Raw genomic sequence first — 25,727 nt, 5'->3', positions numbered from 1 at the left:
AGTTATGGTGCGGGGCCGCTTGCGAATACGCGGCCCCAACCAAACGGCATTCAGGCTAGGGTAACGGTCCGCGCGGGCCCAACAGCTTGTGGGCATGCCGCCGCGGCACCCGGAGCTGGGTATCGCACCTGCTTAGGCAGCGTTGGCGTGGGTACGGTGATCCTATTGGGCCATTTCGAATGGCCTCCGTGGCCGGCCAGCTGGCCATGGTCGGCTACACGTTCACCGGCTGGTCTCTGCTGTTCGGCGGATAGTCAGCAGATCGGGTGCTCGAGCCGTTTGTTGCCCTCCCAGCGGCGCAGGCCGGCGAAACTGCCGTTGAGCTGCGCCGGGCGTCCCGCGATGCGCAGCGCCCGTCCCAGCTGGCCGCCACCCACTCGGCGGGCCAGCGTGACGTGGGCGGTCCAGTGACCGGGCAGGCTATTGGACATCGGCGCCGGCGCCGTATGCGGCAGGCAGACCCGGTGCACCTCGGCATGCAGTGCCAGCAGCTCGCTCGTCGGCACCACCAGGCGGGTGAACACCACGTTGGCGCGGCCGAAGAGCACCGGAGCGCCGATCGCACAGTTCAGTGGCAGTTTGCCGGCTACCGGGCGCAGCAACGCGTCGACATCGGAGTCGATGTGGTCGGCAACGGCCAGCGTCACGTGCGGCCGGCTGGCGGGCGCCTGGCTGGGGATGCCGGCGGCCGCCAGCTCGGCCCAGATGCGGCGAACCGCCGCCTCGGTATCGGGGTCGAAGACCAGCTCGATCGAATGAACCATCAGACAACCAGCGTTCTCACCCAGTCGGGGTCAAACGCGGCCGCGCTGATGGCCGCGAAGTCTTCGGCCACGCCGGCGCCTGCTGGAAGTACTGCCCGCACCGGAGCCATCCGGGCCAGCGCTGACCGATTGGAGGTCTCGACCAGACCGGGATGGGCCGGCCAGCTGCCGATCACTAGCCCGGCACAGGAAACACCTTGGGCGGCTAGCGCTTCCAGGGTAAGCGCAGTGTGGTTGAGGGTACCCAGTCCGGCGCCGACCACCACCAGCACCGCAGCCGGCAGGGCGACGGCGAGTTCACGCAGTGTGACGCCGCCGTCGGCGAGGTCGACCAGCAACCCCCCGGCGCCCTCGACCAGAGTCAGCCGGCCGGGGCGATCCAGACCCCCGATGAGCTGCAAGACCTGATCGCGCTCAGGCAACGCCATCCCGGCCTGCTCGGCCGCCGCCGCCGGCGCCATGGGTAGCGGGTAGCGCGCCAACCCGGCCAGCTCGGTCACCCCGGACAACCGGCCCACCTCGGCCAGGTCGTCGTCGCCGGCGCCGGTGCCGGTCTGCACCGGCTTGCACACCGCGACGTCGATGCCGGCCTGGCGCGCATGTGACGCCAGCGCCGCACTGGCGATGGTCTTACCGACGCCGGTGCCGGTCCCGGTGACAAGCAGTACGGTCAACCGCGCGCCACAGCCAGAGCGTCGGTCAAGACCCGGCGAGCCAACTCCAGCTCGTCGGCACTCAGCGAGGCGCGCGCCGTCAGCCGCAACCGCGACGTCCCGGCGGGCACGGTCGGAGGCCGGAAACAGCCGACCTTGACGCCGGCGTCCAGGCAGGCCGCCGCGGTGGCCACCGCTACCTCCGGGTCACCCAGCACCACGGACACCACGGCCGATTCCGGCGGTGAGGGCACACCGCAGATCCCGGCCAGGCGGCGGGCGTGTGTGAGGACGGCGTCGGGCCGCCACGGCTCGGCCTTGAGCACCCGCAGGGCGGCGCCCGCCGCGCCTACCGCCGCCGGTGCCAGACCGGTGTCGAAGATGAACGGCCGGGCCGCGTCGATCAGATGGGCACGCACCGCCGCCGGCCCCAGAACTACACCGCCCTGGCTGCCCAGCGCCTTGGACAACGTCGTCGTCATCACCACATCAGGCGCGCCCGCCAGCCCGACTTCGTGCAACAGCCCGCGGCCGCCGCCGCGTACCCCCAGACCATGCGCCTCGTCGACCACGAGCAGTGCCCGGTGCCGACGGCACACCTCGTGTAGCTCGCGGATGGGCGCCAGGGTGCCGTCGGCGCTGAACACCGAGTCGGTGACGACGACGGCGCGCCGCTCGGCGCGCGACCCCAGTGCCGCGTCCACGGCAGCGAGGTCTCGGTGCGGGGTGACGACCACACGAGCCCGCGACAGCCGACAGGCATCCACCAGGGACGCGTGCGAGTAGGCGTCGGACACCAACAGCGAACCGGGACCGGTCAAGCCGACAACAGCTCCCAGGTTGGCGGTGTAGCCGGAGGAGAACAACAACCCTGACGAGGCGCCGACGTATTCGGCAAGCTCGGCTTCGAACTCCTGGTGCAGCTCGGTGTCGCCGGTGACCAGGCGGGAACCGGTGGCGCCGGCGCCCCACACACGCAGCGCCTGGACGCCGCCGTCGATGACATCAGGATGCTGGGACAGGCCGAGGTAGTCGTTGGACGCCAGGTCCAGTTCGGTGGCGACGGCAGGGCGTGGCCGAAGCGAGCGCCGCAACCCGGCCGCGCGGCGCTGCCGCTCGACCTCGTCGAGCCACGCCAGCGGTGACGTCTCGATCGGTGCCCGCGGGGAGGCGTTCATAGGCGTTCAGACTACGAGTCGCGCGACCTCGACCATCGCAGAGGTGATCTGCGCAATCTCAGCGGGCGGACAAATGTAGGGCGGCATCGCATAGATCAGGTTGCGGAACGGTCGCAGCCAGACACCATGGTCCAGGGCCACCGGGGTGGCGACGGTCAGATCGACCGGCCGGTCGCATTCAATGACGCCGATGGCGCCGCAAACCCGGACATCGGTGACCGCGGGCAACGCTCGGGCGGGCTCCAGTCCGGCGGTCAGTCCGGCCGCTATCTCGACGATCCGGGAGCGCCAGTCCTGTGCCAGCAGCACCTCGATGCTGGCCACCGACACCGCGCAGGCCAGCGCGTTGGCCATGAAGGTGGGCCCGTGCATCAGCGCACCGGCGGCACCGGTGCTGATGGTGTGGGCGATGCCGGTGGTACACAGGGTGGCGGCCAGGCTGAGATATCCGCCGGTGAGCGCCTTGCCCACACACATGATGTCCGGGCTCACCCCGGCATGGTCGGCGGCGAACAGTTCGCCGGTACGGCCGAATCCGGTGGCGATCTCGTCGAAGATCAACAGCACGTCGTGGCGACGGCAGATGTCGCGCAGGTCGCACAAGTAACGCGGGTCGTGGAAGCGCATGCCGCCCGCCCCCTGCACAACCGGCTCCACGACCACGGCGGCCAACTCGGCGGCATGCTCGGCCAGCTGCGCCTCGAACGCCGCGCTGTAGCCGGGGTCGTAGTCCCGCGGCACCTGCGGAGCGAACACCTGCTGGGCCAGGATGTCGGTCCACAGCGAATGCATGCCGCCGTCGGGGTCGCAAATGCTCATCGGCGTGAAGGTGTCGCCGTGATAACCGCCCCGCCAGGTCATCAGCCGGTGCTTGGCGGGCCGGCCGCGGCTGCGCCAGTATTGCAGCGCCATCTTCACCGCGACCTCCACCGACACCGAGCCGGAGTCGCTGAAGAATACCGTGTCCAGGCCCGACGGGGTGAGCTCGACCAGCAGCCGCGCCAGCCGGGCCGCCGGCTCGTGGGTCAGGCCGCCGAACATCACGTGGTTCATTGTGATCAGCTGAGTGGTCAAGGCGGCATCCAGAGCGGGATGGCCGTGACCGTGGATGGAGGTCCACCACGAGCTCATCGCGTCGAGGGCCCGGATCGGGTGGCCGTCGCGGATCAATGTGAGCCAGGCGCCATGGGCGGCGACCGCCACTACGGGCGGCAGCGCCTCGGCGCCGATGGCGCTGTAGGGGTGCCAGAGGTGGGCGGCGTCGATCGCGCTGATCTGCTCGGGCGTCAACCCGGGCGTTACCGCGGCAGCCATGGAGACCGAGAGTAATGCAGACGCCCCGCCGCCCATCGCGGTCGCGGGTCGCGGAAACCGCGGCCATCCGGGAGCATGCATGGCATGGCTGCGCCGCATCGTCCCGAAGACCGTCCCGGCTCCGGTACCGCCGACCCTCAGGTTCCGCGGGTGCTCAAGCTGCGGATCGTCCCGTGGGACGTGATCAGCACGGTTGTCGCATCGGGGTTGCTGCTTTATCTGGTGACGGCAACCAGTTGGCCGTCGCGGCTCTTCGCCTTCACCGACAACGTGTGCCTTTCCGAAGATTGTCCGCCAGTGCCCTACGGCGCCAACTATTACATCTATCCGCTGATGTGGGGCGGCATCGGCGCCGCCATAGCCGCGGCGGTCATCGGCCCGTTCGTGTCCATGGTGAAGGGCTGGTACATGTCCTTCTGGCCGATCATCGCCGTCGGTGTCATGACCGTCACGTCCGTGCTCGGGTATGCGCTGGCCGGCTTCAGCGAACGATATTGGCACTGATCGCCGCGTCTGGTTGATCACACGGCGGCAACGTCGGTGAGTGCGAAATCACAACTGCCCGCACAAGATTGGGCCAGCCCAGTCACCGTCCGGTCACGTTAAGACAAAAAATCCCGACTGGGCCTGGCGATCGTCCGCTTCTGTTGTCAAAGTGACTGTAGTGACTGGTGTGAATTAGGTGGCTTCGCCCGACTGATTCACGCGTCCGAGTTCATGCAGCGCCGGTAGGTCTCGATGTAGCGGCCGCCGCGTGAGTCATGCAACGGCGGCTGAGGCGCGAAGTCACCGCGCCGACGCAAGAAGGGCCCGTAAGGGTCCAGGAGGTTGGATCCCCATGAAACGCATCTGCGCCTTCGCCATCGGTCTGGCGATGATGGTCAGCCCGATGGCGGCCGTCCCGGGCCTCTCGGCCGCCGACCCCGGCCTGAGGTCGACCGATTATCAACAGGCCACCGACGTTGTCATCGCCCGCGGTCTCTCGCAACGCGGGGTGCCGTTCTCGTGGGCCGGCGGCGGTGTCACCGGTCCCACTCGCGGCAAGGGTTCGGGCATCTACACGGTCGGGTTCGACGCGTCGGGGCTGATCCAATACGCCTACGCCGGCGCCGGGATCAAGCTCCCGCGTTCCTCCGGCGAGATGTACAAAGTGGGCCAGAAAGTCCTGCCGCAGCAGGCACGCAAGGGCGACCTGATCTTCTACGGTCCCGAAGGCACCCAAAGTGTCGCGATGTATCTCGGCAACGGCCAGATGCTGGAGGTCGGCGATGTCGTTCAGGTGTCGCCGGTGCGAAGCGGCGGCATGACCCCCTACCTGGTCCGGATCCTCGGTATCCAGACCGCGCCCGGGCAGCAGCTGCCGGCGCAGCCACCATTGCCGCAGGCGCCGGTACAGCAGACACCGCTGCCGCAGACACCGCTGCAGCAGGCGCCCGCCACCCAGGCACCACTGCAGCAGTTGCCCGCCCAGCAGGCACCACTGCAACAGTTGCCGGCCCAACAGGCACCACCACAGCAGGCGCCGTTGCAGCAGTTGCCGGCACAGCAGGCACCACTACAGCACCTGCCGGCGCAGCAAGCGCCCGCGCAGCAAGCGCCCGCGCAGCCCACGCCCGCCGGCACCCCCCGGTAACCAACTCGACCCACCGCAACCCGCCACCGGTCCCCGCTGCTCAGCGCGGGGGCGGTGGCGGGTTTCGGTAAATTAGCGGTCGATCATGCAGACCCTGGCACCCCCTCATACACCGACCGCGATGGGGTCGCGGGCGGCGGGCTTTTATCGTCATGATCTCGACGGCGTGCGGGGTATCGCGATTGCGCTGGTCGCCGCGTTCCACGTGTGGTTCGGCCGGGTTTCCGGCGGCGTGGACGTGTTCCTGGCGTTGTCCGGCTTCTTCTTCGGCGGCAAAGTACTGCGGGCGGCCCTTGATCCAGCGGTGAAGCTCTCGCCGATCACCGAGGTGGTCAGGCTGGTCCGCCGCCTGGTTCCGGCGCTGGTCGTCGTCCTCGCCGGCTGCGCGTTGCTCACCGTGCTGGTGCAACCGCAAACCCGCTGGGAGACGTTCGCCAATCAGAGCCTGGCCAGCCTGGGCTATTACCAGAACTGGGAACTGGCCAATTCGCAGTCGGATTACCTGCGCGCCGGCGAAGCCGTCAGCCCGCTGCAGCACATCTGGTCCATGTCGGTGCAGGGCCAGTTCTATCTGGCATTCCTGTTGCTGGTTGCCGGGTGTGCATATGTATTCAGGCGTCCCCTGGGCCCCCGGCTGCGAACGCTGTTCGTCGTGCTGCTCAGCGGGCTCACGATCGCGTCGTTCGGCTACGCGATCGCCGCCCACCAGGCCAACCAGGCCAACGCGTATTACGACAGCTTCGCGCGGGCGTGGGAGCTGCTCCTGGGGGTGCTCGTCGGCGCGTCGGTGCCCTACATCCGCTGGCCAATGTGGCTGCGCACCGTCGCCGCCACCGCGGCGCTGGCGGCGATCTTGTCCTGCGGCGCGCTGATCGACGGCGTCAAGGAGTTCCCCGGCCCCTGGGCGCTGGTGCCCGTCGGGGCAACGATGCTGATGATCATGGCCGGAGCCAACCGGCAAGCCCATCCCGGTACCAGCCACCGACTGCCCCTGCCGAATCGGGTGCTGGCCATCGGGCCGCTGGTGACGTTGGGGGCGATGGCTTACTCGCTGTATCTATGGCATTGGCCGCTGCTCATCTTCTGGCTCTCCTACACCGGCCATCGGCACGCGAACTTCCTCGAGGGCACCGCGGTGCTTCTGGTCTCGGGTTTACTCGCCTACCTGACGCTTCGCCACGTCGAGGACCCGCTGCGGTACCGGGCATCCACCACCGCCGCCGCCACCGCGCAAGCAACTCCCGCCGCGATGCGCTGGCAGTTGCAATTGCGCCGGCCGACCCTCGCGCTGGGATCAATGGTCGTGCTGCTGGGCGTCACGTTGACGGCGACGTCGTTCAGCTGGCGTGAACATGTCATCGTCGCCCGCGCCTCCGGCAAGGAGCTCAGCGGACTCAGCGCCAACGACTATCCCGGCGCCCGAGCCCTGACCAACCATGCCCGGGTGCCCACCCTGCGGATGCGTCCCACCGTCCTGGAAGTCAAAGAGGACCTCCCGGCGTCCACCCGGGACGGGTGCATCAGCGACTTCGTCAATCCGGCGCTGGTCAACTGCACCTACGGCGACGGGGACGCGCCCCGGACCATAGCGCTGGCCGGCGGGTCGCATGCCGAACACTGGTTGCCGGCGTTGGACCTGCTCGGAAGGCTGCACCACTTCAAAGTGGTGACCTACCTCAAGATGGGCTGCCCGCTGTCCACCGAGGAAGTCCCGTTGATCATGGGCAACAACGCCGCGTACCCACAGTGTCGCGAGTGGGTGCAGGCGACCATGGAAAAGCTCGTCGCGGATCGTCCCGATTACGTGTTCACCACGTCTACCCGGCCGTGGAACATCAAGCCCGGCGACGTAATGCCGGCCACCTACATCGGTATCTGGCAAACGTTGTCGGACAACAACATTCCCATCCTGGCGGTTCGGGACACTCCGTGGATGGTCAAGGACGGCCAACCATTCAAACCGGCGGACTGCCTGGCCAAGGGGGGCAATGGGCAATCCTGTGGGATCAAGCGGTCCGACGTGCTCTCCGACTACAACTCCACCCTGGATTTCGTGGCGCAGTTTCCGCTGCTGAAGCCCATCGACATGTCGGATGCGATATGCCGGCAGGATTTCTGCCGCGCGGTGGAGGGCAATGTGCTGATCTACCGCGACTCTCACCACCTGACCCCGACGTATATGCGAACCATGGCACCCGAACTGGGGCGACAGATCGCGACGATCACCGGCTGGTGGTGACCGGCGCCGCCCCGATGCGGCGTGAAATCGCCGGACACAAGCACGAATCACCGAACGGCGCCACACCGGACGCGGATAAGGTCATGCCATGTCGCCGAACAACACCGAACGCACAGGCGGGGCCGGGCCCACACTGCGTACCGTGTGGCCGGGCACCCCTTATCCGCTGGGAGCAACCTATGACGGTGCCGGCACCAACTTTTCGGTGTTCTCCGAAATCGCCGAACAAGTCGAACTGTGCCTGATCGCCGACGACGGGAGCGAAACCCGTATCTCCCTGGACGAGGTCGACGGATACGTCTGGCACGCCTATCTGCCGAACATCACCCCGGGCCAGCGCTACGGGTTTCGGGTCCACGGGCCTTTCGATCCCTCGGCCGGCCATCGCTGTGATCCCAGCAAATTGCTGCTCGACCCGTACGGTAAAGCCTTCGACGGCGATTTCACCTTTGGGCAGGCGCTGTTCTCCTACGACATGAGTGCACTGGATCCGGATGGCGATTCGGCCGACCCCGGCGTCCCGCCCATGGTTGATTCCCTGGGCTCCACCATGACCAGCGTGGTGATCAACCCGTTTTTCGACTGGGGGTACGACCGGGCACCGGTCACCCCGTATAACGAAACGGTCATCTACGAGGCTCATGTCAAGGGGATGACGCAAACTCATCCCGGCATCCCCGAGCAACTACGGGGCAGCTACGCCGGCCTGGCGCACCCGGTGATCATCGACCACCTCAAGTCGCTGAACGTCACCGCGCTCGAACTGATGCCGGTACACCAGTTCCTGCACGACTCCCGGCTACTCGACTTGGGCTTGCGAAACTACTGGGGCTACAACACGTTTGGCTTTTTCGCCCCCCACAACCAATATGCGTCGAACCGGCAACCGGGCGGCGCGGTGGCCGAGTTCAAATCGATGGTGCGCAGCCTTCACGAAGCCGACATCGAAGTGATCCTGGACGTGGTGTACAACCACACCGCCGAAGGCAACCACCTGGGTCCCACGATCAACTTCCGCGGCATCGACAACGCCGCGTACTACCGGCTCGTCGACACGGACCTGCGGCTGTACAAGGACTACACCGGCACCGGTAACAGCCTCAACGCCCGCCACCCACACGTGCTGCAACTGATCATGGACTCGCTGCGCTACTGGGTGCTGGAGATGCATGTCGACGGATTCCGTTTCGACCTGGCCGCGACCCTGGCCCGAGAGCTGCACGACGTGGACCGGTTGAGCGCATTCTTCGATCTGGTACAGCAGGATCCGGTGGTCAGCCAGGTCAAGTTGATCGCCGAGCCCTGGGACGTCGGTGAGGGCGGCTATCAGGTCGGCAATTTTCCCGGTTTGTGGACGGAGTGGAACGGGAAGTATCGGGATACTGTGCGCGACTATTGGCGGGGCGAACCCGCAACCCTGGGCGAGTTCGCCTCCCGGCTGACCGGGTCGTCGGACCTCTACGAGGCGACCGGCCGCCGCCCGAGCGCGAGCATCAACTTCGTCACCGCCCACGACGGCTTCACCCTCAACGACCTGGTGTCTTACAACGAAAAGCACAACGAGGCCAACGGCGAGGCCAACCGCGACGGAGAAAGCCACAACCGGTCGTGGAACTGCGGCGTCGAAGGACCCACCGACGAACCCGACATCACGGCGCTGCGCCGCCGCCAGATGCGCAACTTCTGGGCCACCCTGATGCTCAGCCAGGGCACACCGATGATCCTGCACGGCGACGAGATCGGGCGCACCCAGGACGGTAACAACAATGTCTACTGCCAGGACTCCGAATTGTCGTGGATGGACTGGACTTTGGTGGACAAAAACTCGGACCTGCTGACCTTCGCGCGCAAGGTGACCACGTTGCGCAAGAACCACCCGGTATTTCGCCGGCGCCGGTTCTTCGAAGGCGAACCGATCCGAAGCGGCGACGAAGTGCGCGATATCGCCTGGCTGACGCCGGACGGCCGGGAAATGACCCACGAGGACTGGGGCAAGAGCTTTCACCAGTGCGTGGCGGTGTTCCTCAACGGCGACGCGATCACCGCACCCAACGCGCGAGGTGAGCGAGTCGTCGACGATTCATTCCTGTTGTGCTTCAACGCTCACGGCGAACCGGTGGATTTCGTGATGCCCCATGGCAGCTACGCGCAGGAGTGGACCGTGGAGCTCGACACCGACGACCCGTCCGGCGACTCCAACCGGGTCGTCAACGCCGGAGAGCAGATCTCGCTGCCCGCCCGTTCACTGCTCGTGCTTCGTAAGACGTTGTGACGCATGGCTTTACCCATCCTGTCCAGCTACCGGCTGCAGCTACGCGGTGCTTCGAGCGGGTTCGCGTTCACCTTCGCAGACGCCGAAAACCTGCTGGACTACTTCGACGACCTCGGGGTGTCGCATCTGTACCTGTCCCCGATCATGACCGCGGCCGCCGGGTCGAGCCACGGCTATGACGTCACCGACCCGACCGCGGTGTCCCCCGAGCTTGGCGGCGCCGAAGGGCTGGCCAGGTTGTCCGCGGCGGCCCGGGCCCGCGGCATCGGTCTGGTCGTCGACATCGTGCCCAACCATGTGGGCATCGACAAGCCCGAGCAGAACGCCTGGTGGTGGGACGTCTTGCGGCACGGCCGTTCGTCGGCCTACGCCAGCTACTTCGACATCGACTGGGATCTCGACGAGGACGGCCGGATCGTGCTGCCGGTTCTGGGCTCCGACGGCGACGTCGCCGACCTGAAAGTCGACGGGGACCTGCTGCGCTTGGGCGATCTGACGCTGCCCGTCGCGCCCGGCACCGCGACGGGCACCGGCCCACAGGTGCATGACCGCCAGCACTACCGGCTGGTGGGCTGGCGGAACGGGGTCTGCGGCTATCGCCGGTTCTTCTCGATCACCTCGCTGGCCGGGCTGCGGCAGGAAGACCGGGCGGTGTTCGACGCCTCGCACGCCGAGGTCGCCCGGTGGTTTGCCGAGGGCCTCGTCGACGGCGTGCGCATCGACCACCCAGACGGTCTGTCGGATCCATGCGGATACCTCGCGTGGTTGCGCGAACTGCTCGGTCCGGCCGCATGGATCGTGATCGAAAAGATCCTGGCCGCCGACGAGGCGCTGGAGCCCACGCTGCCGGTGGCCGGCACCACCGGCTACGACGTATTGCGGGACATCGGTGGACTCTTCGTCGATCCCAGCGGAGCCGCCGAGCTCACCGCCCTGGTCGAATCCGCGGGAGTGAATTATCAAGCGATGCCGGAAATGTTGGCCCAGCTCAAGACCCGTTCGGCCACCGACACCCTGGCAAGCGAGTTGCGCAGGCTGCGCCGCGCCATCGTGGCCGCCGCCGGCGCCGATGATCCGTTGCTGCCCGGGGCGGTGGCCGCGCTGCTCACCCAGATCGGCGTCTACCGCTGCGACTACCCGGGCCTGGCCGCGGTAATGCCCACCGCTTTGGCCGAAACCCAGGCGGCGGCACCGGAATTGGGGCCCGCGCTGCAGATCGTCGCCGCGGCACTGGCCGGTGGCGGCGAACCGGCCACCCGGCTGCAGCAGCTCTGCGGCGCGGTGACCGCTAAGTCGGTCGAGGACTGCTACTTCTACCGCGACTCCCGGCTGGTTTCACTCAACGAGGTGGGCGGCGAACCACACCGTTTCGGAGTGGGGGCAGCGGAGTTTCATCACCGCGCCGCCACCCGGGCCCGGATGTGGCCGCACACGATGACGACGTTGACCACCCACGACACCAAACGCGGTGAGGACGTGCGCGCCCGGATCGGGGTGCTCTCGCAGGTTCCGTCGCTGTGGGCCGAGTTCGTCACTCGCTGGGAGATCCAGGCCCCCTCCCCCGACCCGGCGACGGGACAGTTCTTGTGGCAGAACATCTTCGGGGTGTGGCCCGTCAACGGCGAGGTGACCGGCGAGCTTCGCGACCGGCTGCACCACTACGCCGAGAAGGCCATTCGGGAAGCGGCCTGGCATACCTCGTGGAACGATCCGAACACCGATTTCGAGGATGCGATCCACCGCTGGCTCGATACCGTGCTCGACGGTCCGGTGGCAGAGCAGCTGACCAGGCTGGTGGCTCAGCTGCACCCGCACGCGGCAAGCGACGCGCTGGGTCAGAAACTGCTCTCGCTGACCGTTCCCGGGATACCCGACGTCTACCAGGGCACCGAGCTGTGGGACGACAGCCTGGTCGACCCGGACAACCGTCGACCCGTCGATTACGCCGCGCGCCGCGCCGAACTGAAGGCGTTGGCACACCCCAAGATTCGCGTCGTCACCACCGCACTTCGGCTACGGCGCTCCCGTCCGGACAGCTTCCTGTATGGCGGCTACGTTCCGGTGCTGGCCGATGGCGATGCCAGTGACCATGTGGTGGCGTTTCGTCGCGGCTGGGAAGGCCAGGACATCGTTGTCGCGGTGACCCGCTGGACGGTGCGGCTGGAGGAAACCGGCTGGGGTAACACCATGGTGCCGCTACCGGATGGGTCCTGGACCGATCGGCTTTCCGGCGCCATGGCAAGCGGGCCGACCTCGGCCGCCGAACTGTTCGCGGACCTGCCCGTCGTCCTGCTGGAGCGCAACCGTGACTGAATTTCGGGTCTGGGCACCCAAACCCGAGCTGGTACGCCTTGACGTCGACGGCCGGGTGCACGCGATGACTCGTTCGGACGACGGGTGGTGGCACGCGGACGTCGATGCGCCACCGCGCGCCCGCTACGGATATCTGCTCGACCAGGACCCCACCGTGCTGCCCGATCCCCGATCACCGCGGCAACCCGACGGGGTGCATGCGCGCTCGCAATTATGGGGTCCTGCCCCTGCGACCTGGACCGACGGCGATTGGCCGGGCCGTTCGATCGAAGGCGCTGTGATCTACGAACTGCACCTGGGCACCTTCACCGGCGCCGGCACCTTCGATGCCGCCATCGAAAAGCTGGACTATCTGGTCGATCTCGGCACCGATTTCGTCGAGCTGATGCCGGTCAACTCTTTTGCCGGCACCCATGGGTGGGGATACGACGGGGTGCTGTGGTACAGCGTGCACGAACCCTACGGCGGACCCGACGGGCTGATCCGGTTCGTCGACGCCTGTCACGCACGCGGTCTGGGGGTCTTGATCGACGCGGTGTTCAACCACCTCGGCCCGTCGGGGAATTACCTGCCGCGGTTCGGGCCCTACCTCTCGTCGGCGAGCAACCCCTGGGGCGAAGGCATCAACATCGCCGACGCCGACTCCGACGAGGTGCGCCGCTACATCATCGGGTGTGCGCTGCGCTGGATGCGCGACTTTCACGCCGACGGGCTGCGGCTGGACGCCGTGCACGCGCTGGTGGACACTACCGCCATCGATTTCCTCGAAGAACTCGCCGGCGAAACCGCTTGGCTGTCAGAGCAGCTGGGGCGGCCGCTGTCACTGATCGCCGAAAGCGATCGCAATGATCCGCGGCTGATCACACCGCGTGATCGCGGCGGTTACGGGCTGACCGCGCAATGGTCCGACGACATTCATCACGCCATCCACACCGCGGTGTCCGGCGAGCGCCAGGGGTACTATGTGGATTTCGGCTCGCTGGCCACACTGGCACACACCTTGCGGCACGGTTACTTTCACGCGGCCACCTATTCGTCGTTCCGGCACCGCCGCCACGGGCGGCCGCTGGATACCGCGACCATCCCGGCCACCAGGTTGCTCGCCTATACCTGCACCCATGATCAGGTCGGCAACCGCGCCCTCGGCGACCGCCCGTCGCAAAACCTGACTGGTGGCCAGCTGGCGATCAAGGCCGCGCTGGCTCTCGGATCACCCTATACGGCAATGCTTTTCATGGGCGAGGAGTGGGCGGCTTCGACGCCGTTCCAATTTTTCAGCTCGCATCCCGAACCGGAGCTGGCCCGGGCCACCGCCGAGGGACGCAAGGCCGAATTCGCCGAGCACGGCTGGGATGCCGACGACATCCCCGACCCCCAGGACCCGCAGACGTTTGCGCGCTCCAAGCTGAAGTGGGATGAGCCCCTTGCCGGCGAACATGCCCGCCTGCACCGCTTTTATCGCGATCTGATCGCGTTGCGGCGCAACGACCCCGATATGGCCGATCCCTGGCTGGAGCACCTGATCGTCGACTACGACGAAGACGGGCGGTGGATCATCGTGTGTCGCGGCCGGTTGCGCATCGCGTGCAACCTGGGCGCCGAGCCGGTGCCGGTGCCCGTCACCGGTGAGGTGGTGCTGGCGTGGGGTGAGCCGGCAGTCGATGCCGATCACACTGCGCTGGAAGGCCATTCGGTTGCCATTCTCCGCTGCGGATAAGGGCGCGAGCAGACGCAGAATCGCACTGTTGTGGCCACAACAGTGCGATTCTGCGTCTGCTGGCCCACCGTTAGCTCACACGCTGCGACGGCCGATGACGTGCATCGCCTCGGCAATCGAGTCGGCAAGGGGGTCGATCTCGCCCGCGGTCAGATCGGCGATGGTGATGCGGATTCCGGGCGGGGTCATAATCCGAAACCGCGACCCGGGCGCCGCGGCCCAGCCGGTGTTGAGCAGCCGGGTGATCGCCACCGTCTCGTCGGGCACCGGAATCCACACGTTCAGCCCGGATCGGCCATATGCAACGACACCGCGGTCGGCCAGGGCAGCGCGCAACCGTACGCGGGTATCGGCGTAGCGCCGTTCGGCCTTGCGGACCAGGCGCGTTGCGGCCTCGTCCGACCACAGCGTGACGGCCAGATCCTGCAGCAGGTGGCTCACCCAGCCGGGCCCGAGCCGCAGCCGACCCTGCACCCGCTCGACCGTCCGCTGGTCTCCGGCAAGGATGGCCAGGCGCAGGTCGGGACCATAGGCCTTCGACGCAGAACGCACGAAAGCCCAGTGGCCGGTCGAGCCCGCCAGGGTGTGCAGCGGCACGCCAGCGATGCCGGCGCAGTGGTCGTCCTCGACGATTAGCACGTCGTCGGATCGGCCCGCCAATAGTTTGCCCAGGGCGGCCGCACGATCCGCGGACAACGCCCCCCCGGTCGGATTCTGCGCACGGGTGGTGACCACCAGGGCCCGCACGCCGCGGGCCAGCGCCCGGGCAAGGTCGGCAACCAGCGGCCCGTCGTCGTCGACTCTTACCGGCTCCGCGTTAAGCCTCAGTGCCGCAAGCAGATCGAGCAGATTGGCCCAGCCCGGGTCCTCGACGGCGACCCGGTCACCGGGTCGCAGGTGTGCGGTCAGCGTCCGCTCAATCCCGTCGAGGGCGCCGCTGGTCACCGCGAGGTGATGGGCCGGGACGCCATCGGCGGTCAGCGCGGCGCGAGCATGGTGGACCAACTCGTCCGACATCGGCGGCCGTCCGTAGAGCACGGGCGGTCCGGGACGGGTCCGCAGTCGTGCAGCGGCGATCGGCAACAAAGCGGGGTCCGGGTTGCCGGTAGACAAGTCTCGGGCGCCTTCGGGGACATCGAGGCCGAATGCGGACCGCGGGGTGGTCGCAGGGCGGTTCCGCACCCGGGTACCGCGACGCCCGGCGGTCTCGACGGCACCGCGATCACGAAGGATGCGGTAGGCGGCGGCCACCGTATTGGGATTCACGCCGAGTTGGCCCGCGACGTCGCGGATCGGCGGCAGGGTGTCGCCCGGGGTGAGACTGCCTTGGGAGATGGCTTGTTCGACGCTGGTGGCTATGGATTCGGCACCCGTCCCCGTTATCCTATATTGTGCTGGCACAGTCATAATTATGTACTAGTACGGAATCGGGGGCAAACATATGTCCGTTGCATACCAACCAACGCCGCGCACCACCCCCTCTCGTTACCGCGAGCGTGCACGTTATGACAGCGAGACCGTCCACCGGATCCTGGATGAGGCGTTGTTCTGTCATCTCGGCTACGTCCGCGGCGGCAGGCCGGTGGTCTTGCCGACCATGCATGTCCGCTGCGGCGAGACGCTGTACATTCACGGCTCCACCGGCAGCGGACCAATGCTTGCCGCCAAGCCAGCCGGCCTGCCCGTCTGCGTCGCCGCCACCGTCGTCGACGGGCTGGTGCTGGCTCGCTCGGCGATGCACCATTCCCTGAACTATCGCTCGGTGGTCGTGATGGGCACCGCCCGTGTGGTGGACGACGATGCCGAGAAGTTGCCTGCCTTGCACGCGCTGCTCGATCACATTCGGCCGGGCCGCGCCGCCGACTGCCGGGCCCCCAACACCCGTGAACTGGCCGCCACCGCGGTGCTAGCACTCGAACTCGTCGAGGTTTCGGCCAAGGTGCGCCAAGACGGGCCGGTCGACGACCCGGAAGATCGTACGCTGCCACATTGGGCCGGGGTCATCCCACTGACCGTGACGGCGGGGACACCGCAACCGGCCGACGATCTCAACCCTGCTACCCCGCTGCCGGACTACCTGACCGCCGCGCGCAGACCCTGAGATGCCGGGGCGCTCACCGTTTGCGGCTACCCGAACCCGGCTCGGCGGCGCTCGCACGCCAAATGCTGTCCCACCATGTCCCGACCAGCACGACGACACCGCCCCAGGCCATGCCCAAGAGCCAGCCGGCCAGCACATCGCTGAGGTAGTGCACTCCCAGATAAATCCGTGAGAACCCGACCACGGCGGACCAGCCCATCGCCAAAGTCCACACGATGATTCGCCCGGTCCACGACATGATCGACCAGCGGGCCAGTAGCCAGCCTGAGAGCAACGTGACCGCGGCAGTGCCCGCCGCGTGCCCGGAGGGAAAGGAGTATCCGCCTTCGGCGATCGTTGCGAAAGGCAGGGCGGGCCGATCCCGGACCACCAGCGCCTTCGCAGCGAGAACCACCAGTGCAATACCACCACCACCGACCAGAGCAAGCACCACCGGCAGCCACGACCTGCACCGAAAAAGGACAGCAGCGCAGGTCAGCATGGTGAGCGCCGCCATCCCAACCGGACCGCCCGCAGCGGTCACCACCCGCAGCGTCGTGGTCAACCACGGGTCGCGGTGGGCCGCAAGCCATTCGGCAACCGGTTGGTCGATTCCCGCTATGCCGTCACCCTCGAGGACGTCGTCGAGCACTTCGGTGAAGCAGACCGCCAATGCCGTGACCACCGCGGCGCCGATGAGCAGCGCGACACCGGCGACCTCGGACACCGCCAGTCGTCGAGTCAGCACCCCTCCCCTGGCGCCGGCCCGCGCGCCTAGCCATGCCACCACGCGGCCGATCACGGCGACGTTGCACGCCCGCGCCCACAGTCCGCGAATCGGCGTCTCGTTCCGGGCGATCCACGCCGCCGCGGCCACCAGCAGCACCAGACACGCCACGGTCGCTGCGCTCACCAGACCGAAACCGGGCGTACCGGGTCCAGATGGCTGGCTCATGTTCTCACCCAACGTGCAAGGGAACCCGGCGGTCCGGGCGTCGACCAGCGGTTACAGCAAGTAGCGGTAGGCCGGCGAACCCGGCTCGAGGGCTTCGATGTGAAGGTCGGTCGCCCGCATTCGGGCCAACAGTCCGTCCAAGTCCGCGGCCGACCCAAGCTCGATACCTACCAGGGCTTCGCCGGTCTCGCGGTTGTTGCGCTTGACGTATTCGAACAACGTGATGTCGTCGGTGGGACCGAGCACCCCGTCAAGAAACCGGCGCAGCGCACCGGGCTCCTGCGGGAAGTCCACCAGGAAGTAGTGCTTGAGGCCCAGGTGAACCAACGAACGCTCGAGCACCTCGCCATACCGCGACACGTCGTTGTTGCCACCCGAGATCAGGCAGACCACGGTGGACCCGGGCTCGATGTCGGCTTCCAGCAAGCCGGCCACCGACAGGGCGCCCGCCGGTTCGGCGATGATGCCCTCGTTCTGATAGAGATCGAGCATCGCGGTACACACCGCGCCCTCGTCGACGGTGGTGATCGACACCATGTCCCCGGCGGCTGCCAGCGCCGTATACGTCAGCGTCCCGGCCCGGCTGACCGCGGCGCCGTCCACGAACTGGTCCACGTGGCCCAGCGTCACCGGCTCGCCCGCGGCCAGCGCGGCCATCATCGCGGCGGCCCCGGCCGGCTCGATACCCAACACCGCAGTGGTTGTCGTTCGCTCCGCCAGGTAAGTGGTAATACCGGCGATGCAGCCGCCGCCGCCGACCGGCACCACCACCAGGTCGGGCTCGTGGACGATCGGGCCGAGCGAGGCCAGGATTTCGACGGCGATGGTGCCCTGGCCGGCAATGGTCCGCAGGTCGTCGTAGGGATGTACCAGCGTGGCGCCGGTGCGGTGAACGTCTTCCAGCGCCGCCGCGGCGGCCAGGTCATAGGTCGCCCCGCCCACGATCAATTCGATGAACTCCCCGCCGTGGTAGCGGATTCGGTCTCGCTTCTGTTTGGGTGTTTTGGCCGGGACATAAACGCGGCCGTGCACCCCCAGTGCCCGGCAGGCGAAAGCGAAGCCCTGCGCGTGGTTACCCGCAGAGCAGCACACCACGCCGGCGGCCAGCTCCTCATCGGTCAGTTGCACCAGCAGGTTGTAGGCTCCCCGCAGCTTGTAGGAGCGCACCACCTGCAGGTCTTCGCGTTTCAAATAGACCGTCGCGCCGGTGATCGCCGACAACCGGTCACTGCGCTGCAACGGCGTCGGTGTGATGACCGGGGCAATCCGCTTCGCCGCACTGTCGATGTCGGCCGCCGACAGCAGCGGCAGGCTGCTCGGGCCCTGGCTCGGTTCAGCGGACACCGATCAATGGTGCCATGCCAGCCGCCGGGCGACTCAGCTCACCGGCGTCAGCACGAACACCGGGATCTGGCGGTCGGTCTTTTTCTGGTATTCGGCGTAGTCCGGCCAGGCCTGCACGGCCCGGCCCCACCACGTGGCCTTCTCGTCGCCGAATACCTCGCGGGCCTCGTAGTCACGTGTGACGGTGCCGTCCCGAAGCTCGACCCGCGGATTCTTCTTGACGTTGTGGTACCACACCGGGTTCTGCGGGGCCCCGCCCAGCGAGGCGACGATGGCGTACTCGCCGTTATGCTCCACGCGCATCAGCGGCGTCTTGCGGAGTTTGCCGGTTTTGGCCCCGACGGTGGTCAGCAGCACCACGGGTTTGCCCTGCATTTCGGTGCCTTCGGTCCCACCGGATTCCGTGTACTTGTCGGCCTGTTCACGCGACCAGTCGAGGGGGCTGGGCGCGTATTCACCATTCAACGGCATAAGCACACTGTAGAGAGGTATGCCCGTCTGGTCGCCGGTGACACCGCCGACATCGCGCCACCCGCCGCCAACTTCGGTGATCCGAAACCAAAGTCACCGGTATGCTGAATTTATGACCACAGCCGAGCGATTGCGCTCGTTCGCCGCCCCGAATAATGCGGACGTGCTGATCGCGGGTGTGCCCTGGCCGCGGCACAAGCTGTTCGCCGTGGTCGCCGGGGTCGTCGCCCTGGTAGTGCTCGGGGTGCTGACAACCAGCGCAGCCGCGTCGGTCCTGGGAGCCACCGCCGCCGGAATCGTGGTCGGACTGGTTTTGAAGGTGTCGATGCCGGCCCAGCGCTAACTGCGGTTCACCGCGTTCTGGCCAACTCGGCGATCGTGTTCACCCTTTTTATTGCGGTCGCAATCTCGTCAGCGAATTCACGCCGCCGTTGGGCGATGTCCTGGGCGTCGGAATAGCCGGCCTCATCCACCAGCTCACGATGGCGAGCCAGCCGAAGTGCGGTCTTGAAAAGCTCCATCGACCGCGACTCGGCGTTGGCGATTCTGCGCTGCAATTCCCACTGCTTTCCCACCTGCAGACACTCGGCAAGAAACGCCTGCTCGTCGAATACGACGTCTTCGCAGGCAGCCAGCCGATCGGCGACGATGTGGTAGGCGTCCAGGAACGGCCGCAACACCAGATGCGCCAGCAGCAGATCGGCCGACTCCAGCAGCCGCCGCACCTGCTCCGCGGTGGCCGCCTTGGTGGTGTCTTCCACCGGCCCGATCAGCCGTACTTCGTCGGCGAGGTCCTTCTCGAATTGCGCACGCGCCGAGAACAGGAACTCGAACTTCAGCAGCTCGCGAAGGCGCAGCGCCTCGTCGCGCACGGTCGCCGGCAACACCGAACCTTCAGCGGAACCTTCGGCGATCTCTGCGGCCGCCAGCAATGCCATCTCCGCGATGGCACGGTCGACAAAGATATGGATTGCGGTGTTGCGATAGAACGCGGCGACGAGGTGCTGGTCCTCACCGATGCCCCAGACCGCTTCGGTGCCGGCCTCGTAGACGCGAACCACCCCCGACGCCACCATTTGGTGCAGGGTCCAGCGGATCGTGGAGCGGTTCGTCAGGTCCGCCGCGCCGGCCACCGACCAGTGGCGCGCCGAGATGTAGCTGGCCAGCGGTTGCACCGTGGCCAGCACCTCGCTGATGGATAGCGAGCGGTCGGCGCCCAGCAGCGCCAGACTGACCACCGCCGTGGGGGTCACCGGCGTGGCACGATTGATGCGGTGCTCCACGTCGAGGGCGATGCGTTCGATCTCGGTCCCGGTCCCCGATTCGTCGGCCCGCAACTCCTCGAGGCGTTTGCGCAACGGCAGCGGCTCGCCGAAGTCCAGGTAGGCGCGGCCGAGCCGTTCACCCTGCTGGCGCGCGAGCCGGATCAGGAAGCGCAAGTCTTCCGGTGGTTTCACCGCACCGTAGGCCTCGGTGGTCATGGCCTCAACCTCGTGCAGCTGGTCGTACACGATGGATGTCGGCACCAAATACACTTCCGGACCGTCGATTTCGTCGACGGCGTCGGCGATGTAGCGCAAGATCCCGAACACCGGAGGGCGTAGTTTGCCAGTCCGGGTCCGGCCGCCCTCGATCGACCAGGTGAGGTTGGCATGGTTTTGCACCAGCTGTGCGGCGTAGGCGCGCAGCACGAACCGATAAACGGGAATGTCTTTGGTCTGGCGCCGGATGAAGATGGCCCCGGTGCGTTTGGCCCACGCACCCATCGGGAAGAAGTTCAGGTTTGCGCCGCCGAAGGTCAGCGCCGCTGACAGCCGATTGGCCAGGATCACCTCGGGCAGCAGTAAGCCGTCCAAGTACGAGCGATGCGAGAAGGCGAACGCCAGGGTCGCCCTGCGATCCAGCTTGCGCAGTGAGGCGATCTGGTCCTCGTCGACGAGCACGTCGTAGGCCCGCATAAGCCAGCGACTGAAACCCCGCCACGCCTCCACGGCCCGCTCGTCGAGCGAGGCCGCCATCTCCCGCAGGTAGCCCGCGGCTTCGGCGCGCACGCTGTCCGGATCACGCCCGAGTTCGTTGGCCAGCCTGGCCAGCCGGTCGTCGTACCACGGCGTACCCAGCAACTGGACGACCTCCGCCGGGTCGGTCGACAGCGGTGTGATCGATTCGTCGATAATTCCGGTGCGCTGCAGCAGCTTTCGCACCGCAACCCGACCCGCTTCGCGCGCCGTCACCGCCGCACCCCCAGCGATGCCGGTCGTGCGGACTCCGAGCCGGCCGGTTCGTGGACGTCCGGCCCCGGCTCGGCCGCGTAGAGTTCCTCGATCTCGGCGGCGTACTTGGCAAGGATCGGGCGCCGCTTGAGCTTCATGGTCAGCGTGATCTCGTCACCGCCGGGCTCCCACACGGTGGGCAGTACCCGGAAGCGCTTGATCTGCTCTACCCGGGAGAGTTTGGCGTTGCCCTCGGCCACGCCGGCCGCGATCCGGGCGATCACCTCGGGGTCGGCGGCCAGGGTAGCGGGCGAGGCGTCGGCCAGCCCGTGCTGGGCGGCGTACGGACCGACCGAGTCGGCATCGAAAACCAGCAGCGCGGTGTTGTAAGGGCGCCCGTCACCGATCGCCATCATCACGCCGATCATCGGGCAGGCTGCCAGGATGGTGTTCTCAATGTTGGCCGGCGACATGTTCTTTCCGGCCGCATTGATGATCAACTCCTTCTTGCGGTCGACCACCCGCAGGTAGCCGTGCTCGTCGACGTCGAAAATGTCGCCGGTGTGCAGCCAACCGTCGGCATCAATGGCCGCCGCGGTCTTCTCCGGCTCCTTGCGGTAACCCTTCATCACCAGCGGGCCGCGGACCAGATATTCGCCGTCGTCGGCGATCCTGCCCTCCAGCCCGGGCAGCAGCTTGCCGACGCTGCCCAGCCGTGCGTCGCGGGGGTGACACGCGGTGGCCGCGCAGCTCAGCTCGGACATCCCCCAAATCTCGGCGATCGGTATGCCGATGCCGGCGAAGAAACCCAGGGTCTCCTTCGGGATCGGCGCGGCGCCCGAGATCGCCCACCGAAGCTCCCCGAAGCCAAGCCGCTCGCGAAGCTTCGACAAGACCAGCTCGTCGGCCATTGCCCATTCGGTCGCGACCTCATCGGGGATCGGCATGCCGGCGAGCACCGCTTCGGCGCGTCTGGCGGCCACCGACATCGCCCACTGCAGTGCCTGTCGCTTCATCTCGTCGGTCTCGTGGCTGACCGTGAATTCGATTCCGGCTTTGAGCTTTTCCCATACCCGGGGTACCGCACCCCACACGGTGGGCCGCACGTCGGGCAACGCCGCCGCGATGGCGCGACCGTCGGAAACCACCGTGACCTGGGTGCCGAACATCTCCTGGAGATACAGCGCGGTCATCCGGTCGGCGATATGCGCCGACGGCAGAAACGACGTGACCCGGTCACCGAACTCGATGCCGAGCACCTCATCGATGGCGTAGCCCTCGAACAGCAGATTGGTGTGCGTCATCTCTACACCCTTGGGGTTTCCGGTGGTTCCGGATGTGTAGATGAGGGTGACGACGTCGTCGGGCCGGACCGCGCGCCAGGCCGCCTCGAAGTCGAAGTCGCCGAGCGCGGCCGCGTACAGGTCATCCACCGAGAGCGTGTCTTCCGGTGAACCATCGATACAGACGATGTGCTCGATCGGCGCGCCGCTGGCCCGGATGCGGTCGACGTATCGCTCCTCGCAGAGCACCACCTTGGTGCCGGCGTTGTCGAACACGTAGGTCAGCTGCTCGGCGGGCAGCGTGTTGTAGACCGAAAACGACGTGGCGCCAACGTGTTGGGCGCCCACTTCCAGCGGATAGAACTCGATGCGGTTGGCCATCATCAGCGAAACCGTGTCGCCGCGCCCGACCCCCAGACCCGCAAGGCCGGCGGCAACGCGGCGCACCTGGTCCGCGTACTCGCGCCAGGTCAGCGTCTGAGCGCCACCGGGGGTCCGCAGTGCCACCGCATCCGGGTCGACGGCCGCGGTTTGCTGAAAAGCCTGGCACATGGTGGCCGGGCGCTCGGTCGTGGTCATCCGTCCCTCTCCTTCGCGGCTTCATCGTGTGCGAATCAGCGCTGCCCGCTCACATCGGTGAGCGTACGTCGGTGATCGCCGGGCATGGAAGCCCGCGCCTGGCGCCCGCACCCCAGGTTGAGCTGTGGGCGGGACGGATTCTGTTGGCCATCAAGGTATCTGGGAGATAGAAGCCGGGTGTGACTGACCATCCCCGGATCGAGCGCCCCAGTCGCCGCGGCCGGAGTGGCTGGTCGAGGTCTGTCCCGGCCGCACATATCGGCAATCCGACGCGCGATCGCTGGGTACGATTTTGCGGTGTCCGACCCAGGGGCAGAGCACTCGGAGCGGCCGGCGATCTGCCTCAACATGATCGTGCGAAACGAGGCACACATCGTCGCCGAGGCGCTCGACTCCGTGGCGCCCTACATCGGCTCATGGGTGATCGTGGACACCGGCTCCGACGACGAGACTCAGGACCTCATTCGCGACCACATGGCCCGGCTCGGCATTCCCGGTGAGCTGTACGAACGCCCGTGGCGCAACTTCGGCGACAACCGCACCGAGGCGCTGGCTCTGGCCCAGGGCCATGGCGACTACGTCTGGGTGGTCGACGCCGACGACTTGCTGGTGGGCACACCCGATTTCGCGGGCCTGGGCGCCGACGTCTACTGGGTGCGCTACCTGTGCAATGCCCACGGCTACTATCGCTCGCAGTTGTTCCGCGACGGGGTGCGGGTGCGGTGGGTGGGCGTCACTCACGAGGCCCCGATGTGGGACTTCGACCACTGCGTGGAGGCGCGCCTGGAGGGCCAATACCACGTCGAAGATCGTCAACGCGGTGCCCGCAACTTGTCTGGGCAGAAGTATGGACGCGACCGTGATCTGTTGCTGGCCGAAGTTGAACGCAACCCCGCGGACGCGCGGTCGGTCTTCTATTTGGCCCAGAGCTACTACGACCTTGGCGATTTCGCCAACGCGCGCACGTGGTATGCGCGCCGAGCCGAGATGGGCGGCTGGGAGGAGGAGCCCTACTACGCGTTGTGGCGGGTCGCGGTGTCGATGGGCGAGCTCAACGAACCGTGGCCTGACGTGCGCGACGCCTACCTGCGGGCGTGGGAGTTTCGGCCGACCCGAGCCGAGCCGTTGTTTGCGATCGCCGCCCGCTACCGCACCGATGGGTGCTACCAGCTCGGCTACGAGTTCGCCAAGCGTGCCGCCGAGATCCCGTTTCCCGACCAGGACATGTTGTTTGTCCGCGCCGACATCTACAACTGGCGGATAGCCGACGAACAAGCGGTGTGCGCGTCCTGGATCGGCAAGCACGCCGAGGCGTTCACGCTGTGGCGGCGTGTGCTGGCCCGATCCGACATCCCGGAGAACGAACGCCAACGGATCGCGCAAAATCGCGACATCTGCGCGCCGACGATGATCGAGGCAGCGTCCGCCTACCCCGATCCCCCGCTACTGGCGTCCCTGCCGCGCCCGGGCCAACCCCACGCCGGGGCGGTCGTCAGCCTGATCGCCGGGCCGGATCTGGCTGCCACCGAGCGCACGCTGAACTCATTTCTGCGCTGCTGCACCGACGTCTCGCGGGTCGGACGCTTCCTGGTCATCGATGCCGGCCTGTCCGGCCCGGATCGCCAAACACTATGCCAGCGTTACGAATTCCTCGAAGTCGTTCGCAACGGCGCTCAGCTCGGGCAAATCCGCGCTCAGATCGACGCACGGTTGTGGCTACACCTGGGCCAGGGCTGGCGATTCTTCGCACCCGAAAACCTGATCACCCGCCTCACGGCGGTGCTCGAAGCCGAACCGCTGGTGTATCAGGTGGGCATCAACCTCGCCGATGCGGTCAAGCTGACCAGCGCCAGCGCACCAGAGCAGGCGGTGCGCCGAACACCCGAGGCCGGGCGATACCTGCTCACCAAGGAGACCGCGCACGGCCCGGCGATGTTCGACACCGCACGACTGGACCGGGCTGGTGTTATCGACTCGATCGCCGAACTCGGGCAGCGGGCAAGGGCGGCAGGGATGCGCACCGCCAGCCTCGACGAGGTGCTCTGCATCGCCGGCGACGGTAGCGAAGCCACGCTGTACACACCGGCGTTCTACGACGGGCAGGCCGCGGGATCGTCCGCCTCCGCCATGGTGATGGTGCCAATGTTGGCCGCGCTGACCCGGCCCAGCTCGGTCCTCGACGTTGGCTGTGGGGTAGGCGGTTGGGTCGCGACCTGGCTGGACAACGGCGTCGACGCCATCGGAGTGGACGGCGATTATGTCCCGCGCGCTCAGCTGTGCATTCCCGCGGACCGCTTCATCGACCATGACCTGACCACCCCGCTGGACCTGGGTCGTCGATTCGACCTGGTCACCTGCCTGGAAGTGGCCGAGCACCTGCGGCCGGAGGCCGCCGAGACGCTCGTCGACAGCCTGTGTCGACACGGCGACGTGATCGTCTTCTCAGCAGCAGTCCCCGGCCAGGGTGGGACCGGACACATCAACGAGAGGTGGCCGAGCTTCTGGGCGGCGCTGTTCGCCACCCACGGCTATCGGCCCTACGATCTGCTCCGCGGCCGGTTGTGGTGGGACACCCGGTGCGAGTGGTGGTATCGGCAGAACGTGCTCGTCTACGCCACCGACGAGGTCGCCCAGGAGCACGGATGGCCCGCCATGACCGGGCCGTTGGACATGGTCCATCCGGAACTTTTCGCGCTGCGATCCGGCTGCTAACTAAGCC

19 protein-coding genes are annotated in these 25,727 nt (G+C 67.2%); 9 read left to right on the top strand and 10 right to left on the bottom strand.

The window, feature by feature from the left end; all coding sequences use genetic code 11:
* Positions 1-254 precede the first annotated feature (254 nt).
* The 4 genes from BST40_RS02155 to BST40_RS02140 are packed head-to-tail and all read right to left on the bottom strand — an operon-like array spanning position 255 to position 3,909.
* On the bottom strand, positions 255-764 hold the full coding sequence (locus tag BST40_RS02155; RefSeq protein WP_075546164.1) for a 2'-5' RNA ligase family protein: 510 nt from the start codon (positions 762-764) through the stop codon (positions 255-257).
* Positions 764-1,438 carry a dethiobiotin synthase gene (gene bioD / locus BST40_RS02150; protein ID WP_075546163.1) on the bottom strand — a complete coding sequence of 225 codons (675 nt, stop codon included), beginning with the start codon at positions 1,436-1,438 and terminating at the stop codon, positions 764-766. Before bioD ends, BST40_RS02155 begins: the two co-directional genes overlap by 1 nt.
* Complete coding sequence (locus BST40_RS02145) at positions 1,435-2,595, bottom strand: 8-amino-7-oxononanoate synthase (RefSeq protein WP_083135100.1); 1,161 nt, start codon at positions 2,593-2,595, stop codon at positions 1,435-1,437. The genes bioD and BST40_RS02145 overlap by 4 nt, the downstream gene beginning before the upstream one ends.
* A 6-nt stretch (positions 2,596-2,601) precedes the next feature.
* The gene (locus tag BST40_RS02140; RefSeq protein ID WP_075546240.1) at positions 2,602-3,909 is read right to left on the bottom strand and encodes an adenosylmethionine--8-amino-7-oxononanoate transaminase; all 1,308 of its coding nucleotides are present in this window, start codon (positions 3,907-3,909) and stop codon (positions 2,602-2,604) included.
* An 84-nt stretch (positions 3,910-3,993) separates the two neighbouring features.
* On the opposite strand from BST40_RS02140, the gene BST40_RS02135 reads away from it, so the two are divergent.
* The 6 genes from BST40_RS02135 (at position 3,994) to treZ (ending at position 14,083) form a co-directional block, all read left to right on the top strand.
* Positions 3,994-4,413 carry a hypothetical protein gene (locus BST40_RS02135; protein ID WP_075546161.1) on the top strand — a complete coding sequence of 140 codons (420 nt, stop codon included), beginning with the start codon at positions 3,994-3,996 and terminating at the stop codon, positions 4,411-4,413.
* A gap of 334 nt (positions 4,414-4,747) precedes the next feature.
* On the top strand, positions 4,748-5,542 hold the full coding sequence (gene ripD, locus BST40_RS02130) for an NlpC/P60 family peptidoglycan-binding protein RipD (protein WP_083153278.1): 795 nt from the start codon (positions 4,748-4,750) through the stop codon (positions 5,540-5,542).
* 85 nt (positions 5,543-5,627) lie between these two features.
* Entirely contained in the window at positions 5,628-7,781 is a 2,154-nt protein-coding gene (locus tag BST40_RS02125; RefSeq protein WP_075546159.1) for an acyltransferase family protein, read from the top strand.
* A gap of 88 nt (positions 7,782-7,869) precedes the next feature.
* Positions 7,870-10,053 carry a glycogen debranching protein GlgX gene (gene glgX, locus BST40_RS02120; RefSeq protein ID WP_075546158.1) on the top strand — a complete coding sequence of 728 codons (2,184 nt, stop codon included), beginning with the start codon at positions 7,870-7,872 and terminating at the stop codon, positions 10,051-10,053.
* A 3-nt stretch (positions 10,054-10,056) separates the two neighbouring features.
* Positions 10,057-12,366 carry a malto-oligosyltrehalose synthase gene (gene treY, locus BST40_RS02115; RefSeq protein WP_083153276.1) on the top strand — a complete coding sequence of 770 codons (2,310 nt, stop codon included), beginning with the start codon at positions 10,057-10,059 and terminating at the stop codon, positions 12,364-12,366.
* Positions 12,359-14,083 (top strand): malto-oligosyltrehalose trehalohydrolase, encoded by a 1,725-nt coding sequence (gene treZ / locus BST40_RS02110; protein ID WP_083153274.1) that lies wholly within the window; start codon positions 12,359-12,361, stop codon positions 14,081-14,083. Before treY ends, treZ begins: the two co-directional genes overlap by 8 nt.
* Positions 14,084-14,158: 75 nt before the next feature.
* Here treZ and BST40_RS02105 read toward each other — a convergent pair whose 3' ends face one another.
* Positions 14,159-15,484 carry an aminotransferase class I/II-fold pyridoxal phosphate-dependent enzyme gene (locus tag BST40_RS02105; RefSeq protein WP_083153326.1) on the bottom strand — a complete coding sequence of 442 codons (1,326 nt, stop codon included), beginning with the start codon at positions 15,482-15,484 and terminating at the stop codon, positions 14,159-14,161.
* Positions 15,485-15,524: 40 nt separating this feature from the next.
* Here BST40_RS02105 and BST40_RS02100 point away from each other — a divergent pair, with 40 nt between their 5' ends.
* Positions 15,525-16,184, top strand: coding sequence for a pyridoxamine 5'-phosphate oxidase family protein (locus BST40_RS02100; RefSeq protein ID WP_083153273.1), 660 nt, complete (start codon positions 15,525-15,527; stop codon positions 16,182-16,184).
* Between the two features lie 13 nt (positions 16,185-16,197).
* On the opposite strand, the gene BST40_RS02095 is transcribed toward BST40_RS02100, so the two are convergent.
* Genes BST40_RS02095 through BST40_RS02085 form a run of 3 tightly spaced genes read right to left on the bottom strand, consistent with a single transcriptional unit; the run spans position 16,198 to position 18,933 of the window.
* Positions 16,198-17,118, bottom strand: coding sequence for a phosphatase PAP2 family protein (locus BST40_RS02095; protein WP_083153271.1), 921 nt, complete (start codon positions 17,116-17,118; stop codon positions 16,198-16,200).
* Between the two features lie 51 nt (positions 17,119-17,169).
* Entirely contained in the window at positions 17,170-18,462 is a 1,293-nt protein-coding gene (gene ilvA, locus BST40_RS02090) for a threonine ammonia-lyase (RefSeq protein ID WP_083153269.1), read from the bottom strand.
* Positions 18,463-18,495: 33 nt separating this feature from the next.
* Positions 18,496-18,933 (bottom strand): nitroreductase family deazaflavin-dependent oxidoreductase, encoded by a 438-nt coding sequence (locus BST40_RS02085; RefSeq protein ID WP_075546153.1) that lies wholly within the window; start codon positions 18,931-18,933, stop codon positions 18,496-18,498.
* A gap of 112 nt (positions 18,934-19,045) precedes the next feature.
* On the opposite strand from BST40_RS02085, the gene BST40_RS02080 reads away from it, so the two are divergent.
* A complete protein-coding gene (locus tag BST40_RS02080; protein WP_075546152.1) occupies positions 19,046-19,276 on the top strand; it encodes a hypothetical protein in 231 nt (76 codons plus the stop codon).
* 7 nt (positions 19,277-19,283) lie between these two features.
* On the opposite strand, the gene BST40_RS02075 is transcribed toward BST40_RS02080, so the two are convergent.
* Both BST40_RS02075 and fadD11 read right to left on the bottom strand, forming a co-directional pair.
* A complete protein-coding gene (locus BST40_RS02075; protein WP_089024978.1) occupies positions 19,284-21,167 on the bottom strand; it encodes a lysophospholipid acyltransferase in 1,884 nt (627 codons plus the stop codon).
* Positions 21,164-23,008, bottom strand: coding sequence for a fatty acid--CoA ligase FadD11 (fadD11, locus tag BST40_RS02070; protein WP_083153265.1), 1,845 nt, complete (start codon positions 23,006-23,008; stop codon positions 21,164-21,166). The genes BST40_RS02075 and fadD11 overlap by 4 nt, the downstream gene beginning before the upstream one ends.
* A 297-nt stretch (positions 23,009-23,305) precedes the next feature.
* Between fadD11 and BST40_RS02065 the strand changes: the two genes are divergently transcribed.
* Complete coding sequence (locus tag BST40_RS02065; protein WP_142276697.1) at positions 23,306-25,720, top strand: glycosyltransferase; 2,415 nt, start codon at positions 23,306-23,308, stop codon at positions 25,718-25,720.
* The last annotated feature ends 7 nt before the right edge of the window (positions 25,721-25,727 follow it).

Source organism: Mycobacterium persicum, from assembly GCF_002086675.1.
Classification (GTDB): domain Bacteria; phylum Actinomycetota; class Actinomycetes; order Mycobacteriales; family Mycobacteriaceae; genus Mycobacterium; species Mycobacterium persicum.
The sequence above is the reverse complement of the archived record's forward strand: the minus strand, read 5'-3'. Positions and strand labels throughout refer to the sequence as shown.

Excerpts from the sequence above, each read along its gene's own strand:
- BST40_RS02155 (WP_075546164.1), bottom strand. The coding sequence starts at position 764 with ATGGTTCATTCGATCGAGCTGGTCTTCGACCCCGATACCGAGGCGGCG.
- BST40_RS02145 (WP_083135100.1), bottom strand. The coding sequence starts at position 2,595 with ATGAACGCCTCCCCGCGGGCACCGATCGAGACGTCACCGCTGGCGTGG.
- BST40_RS02140 (WP_075546240.1), bottom strand. The coding sequence starts at position 3,909 with ATGGCTGCCGCGGTAACGCCCGGGTTGACGCCCGAGCAGATCAGCGCG.
- BST40_RS02135 (WP_075546161.1), top strand. The coding sequence starts at position 3,994 with ATGGCTGCGCCGCATCGTCCCGAAGACCGTCCCGGCTCCGGTACCGCC.
- ripD (WP_083153278.1), top strand. The coding sequence starts at position 4,748 with ATGAAACGCATCTGCGCCTTCGCCATCGGTCTGGCGATGATGGTCAGC.
- BST40_RS02125 (WP_075546159.1), top strand. The coding sequence starts at position 5,628 with ATGCAGACCCTGGCACCCCCTCATACACCGACCGCGATGGGGTCGCGG.
- glgX (WP_075546158.1), top strand. The coding sequence starts at position 7,870 with ATGTCGCCGAACAACACCGAACGCACAGGCGGGGCCGGGCCCACACTG.
- treY (WP_083153276.1), top strand. The coding sequence starts at position 10,057 with ATGGCTTTACCCATCCTGTCCAGCTACCGGCTGCAGCTACGCGGTGCT.
- BST40_RS02100 (WP_083153273.1), top strand. The coding sequence starts at position 15,525 with ATGTCCGTTGCATACCAACCAACGCCGCGCACCACCCCCTCTCGTTAC.
- BST40_RS02095 (WP_083153271.1), bottom strand. The coding sequence starts at position 17,118 with ATGAGCCAGCCATCTGGACCCGGTACGCCCGGTTTCGGTCTGGTGAGC.
- BST40_RS02085 (WP_075546153.1), bottom strand. The coding sequence starts at position 18,933 with ATGCCGTTGAATGGTGAATACGCGCCCAGCCCCCTCGACTGGTCGCGT.
- BST40_RS02080 (WP_075546152.1), top strand. The coding sequence starts at position 19,046 with ATGACCACAGCCGAGCGATTGCGCTCGTTCGCCGCCCCGAATAATGCG.
- fadD11 (WP_083153265.1), bottom strand. The coding sequence starts at position 23,008 with ATGACCACGACCGAGCGCCCGGCCACCATGTGCCAGGCTTTTCAGCAA.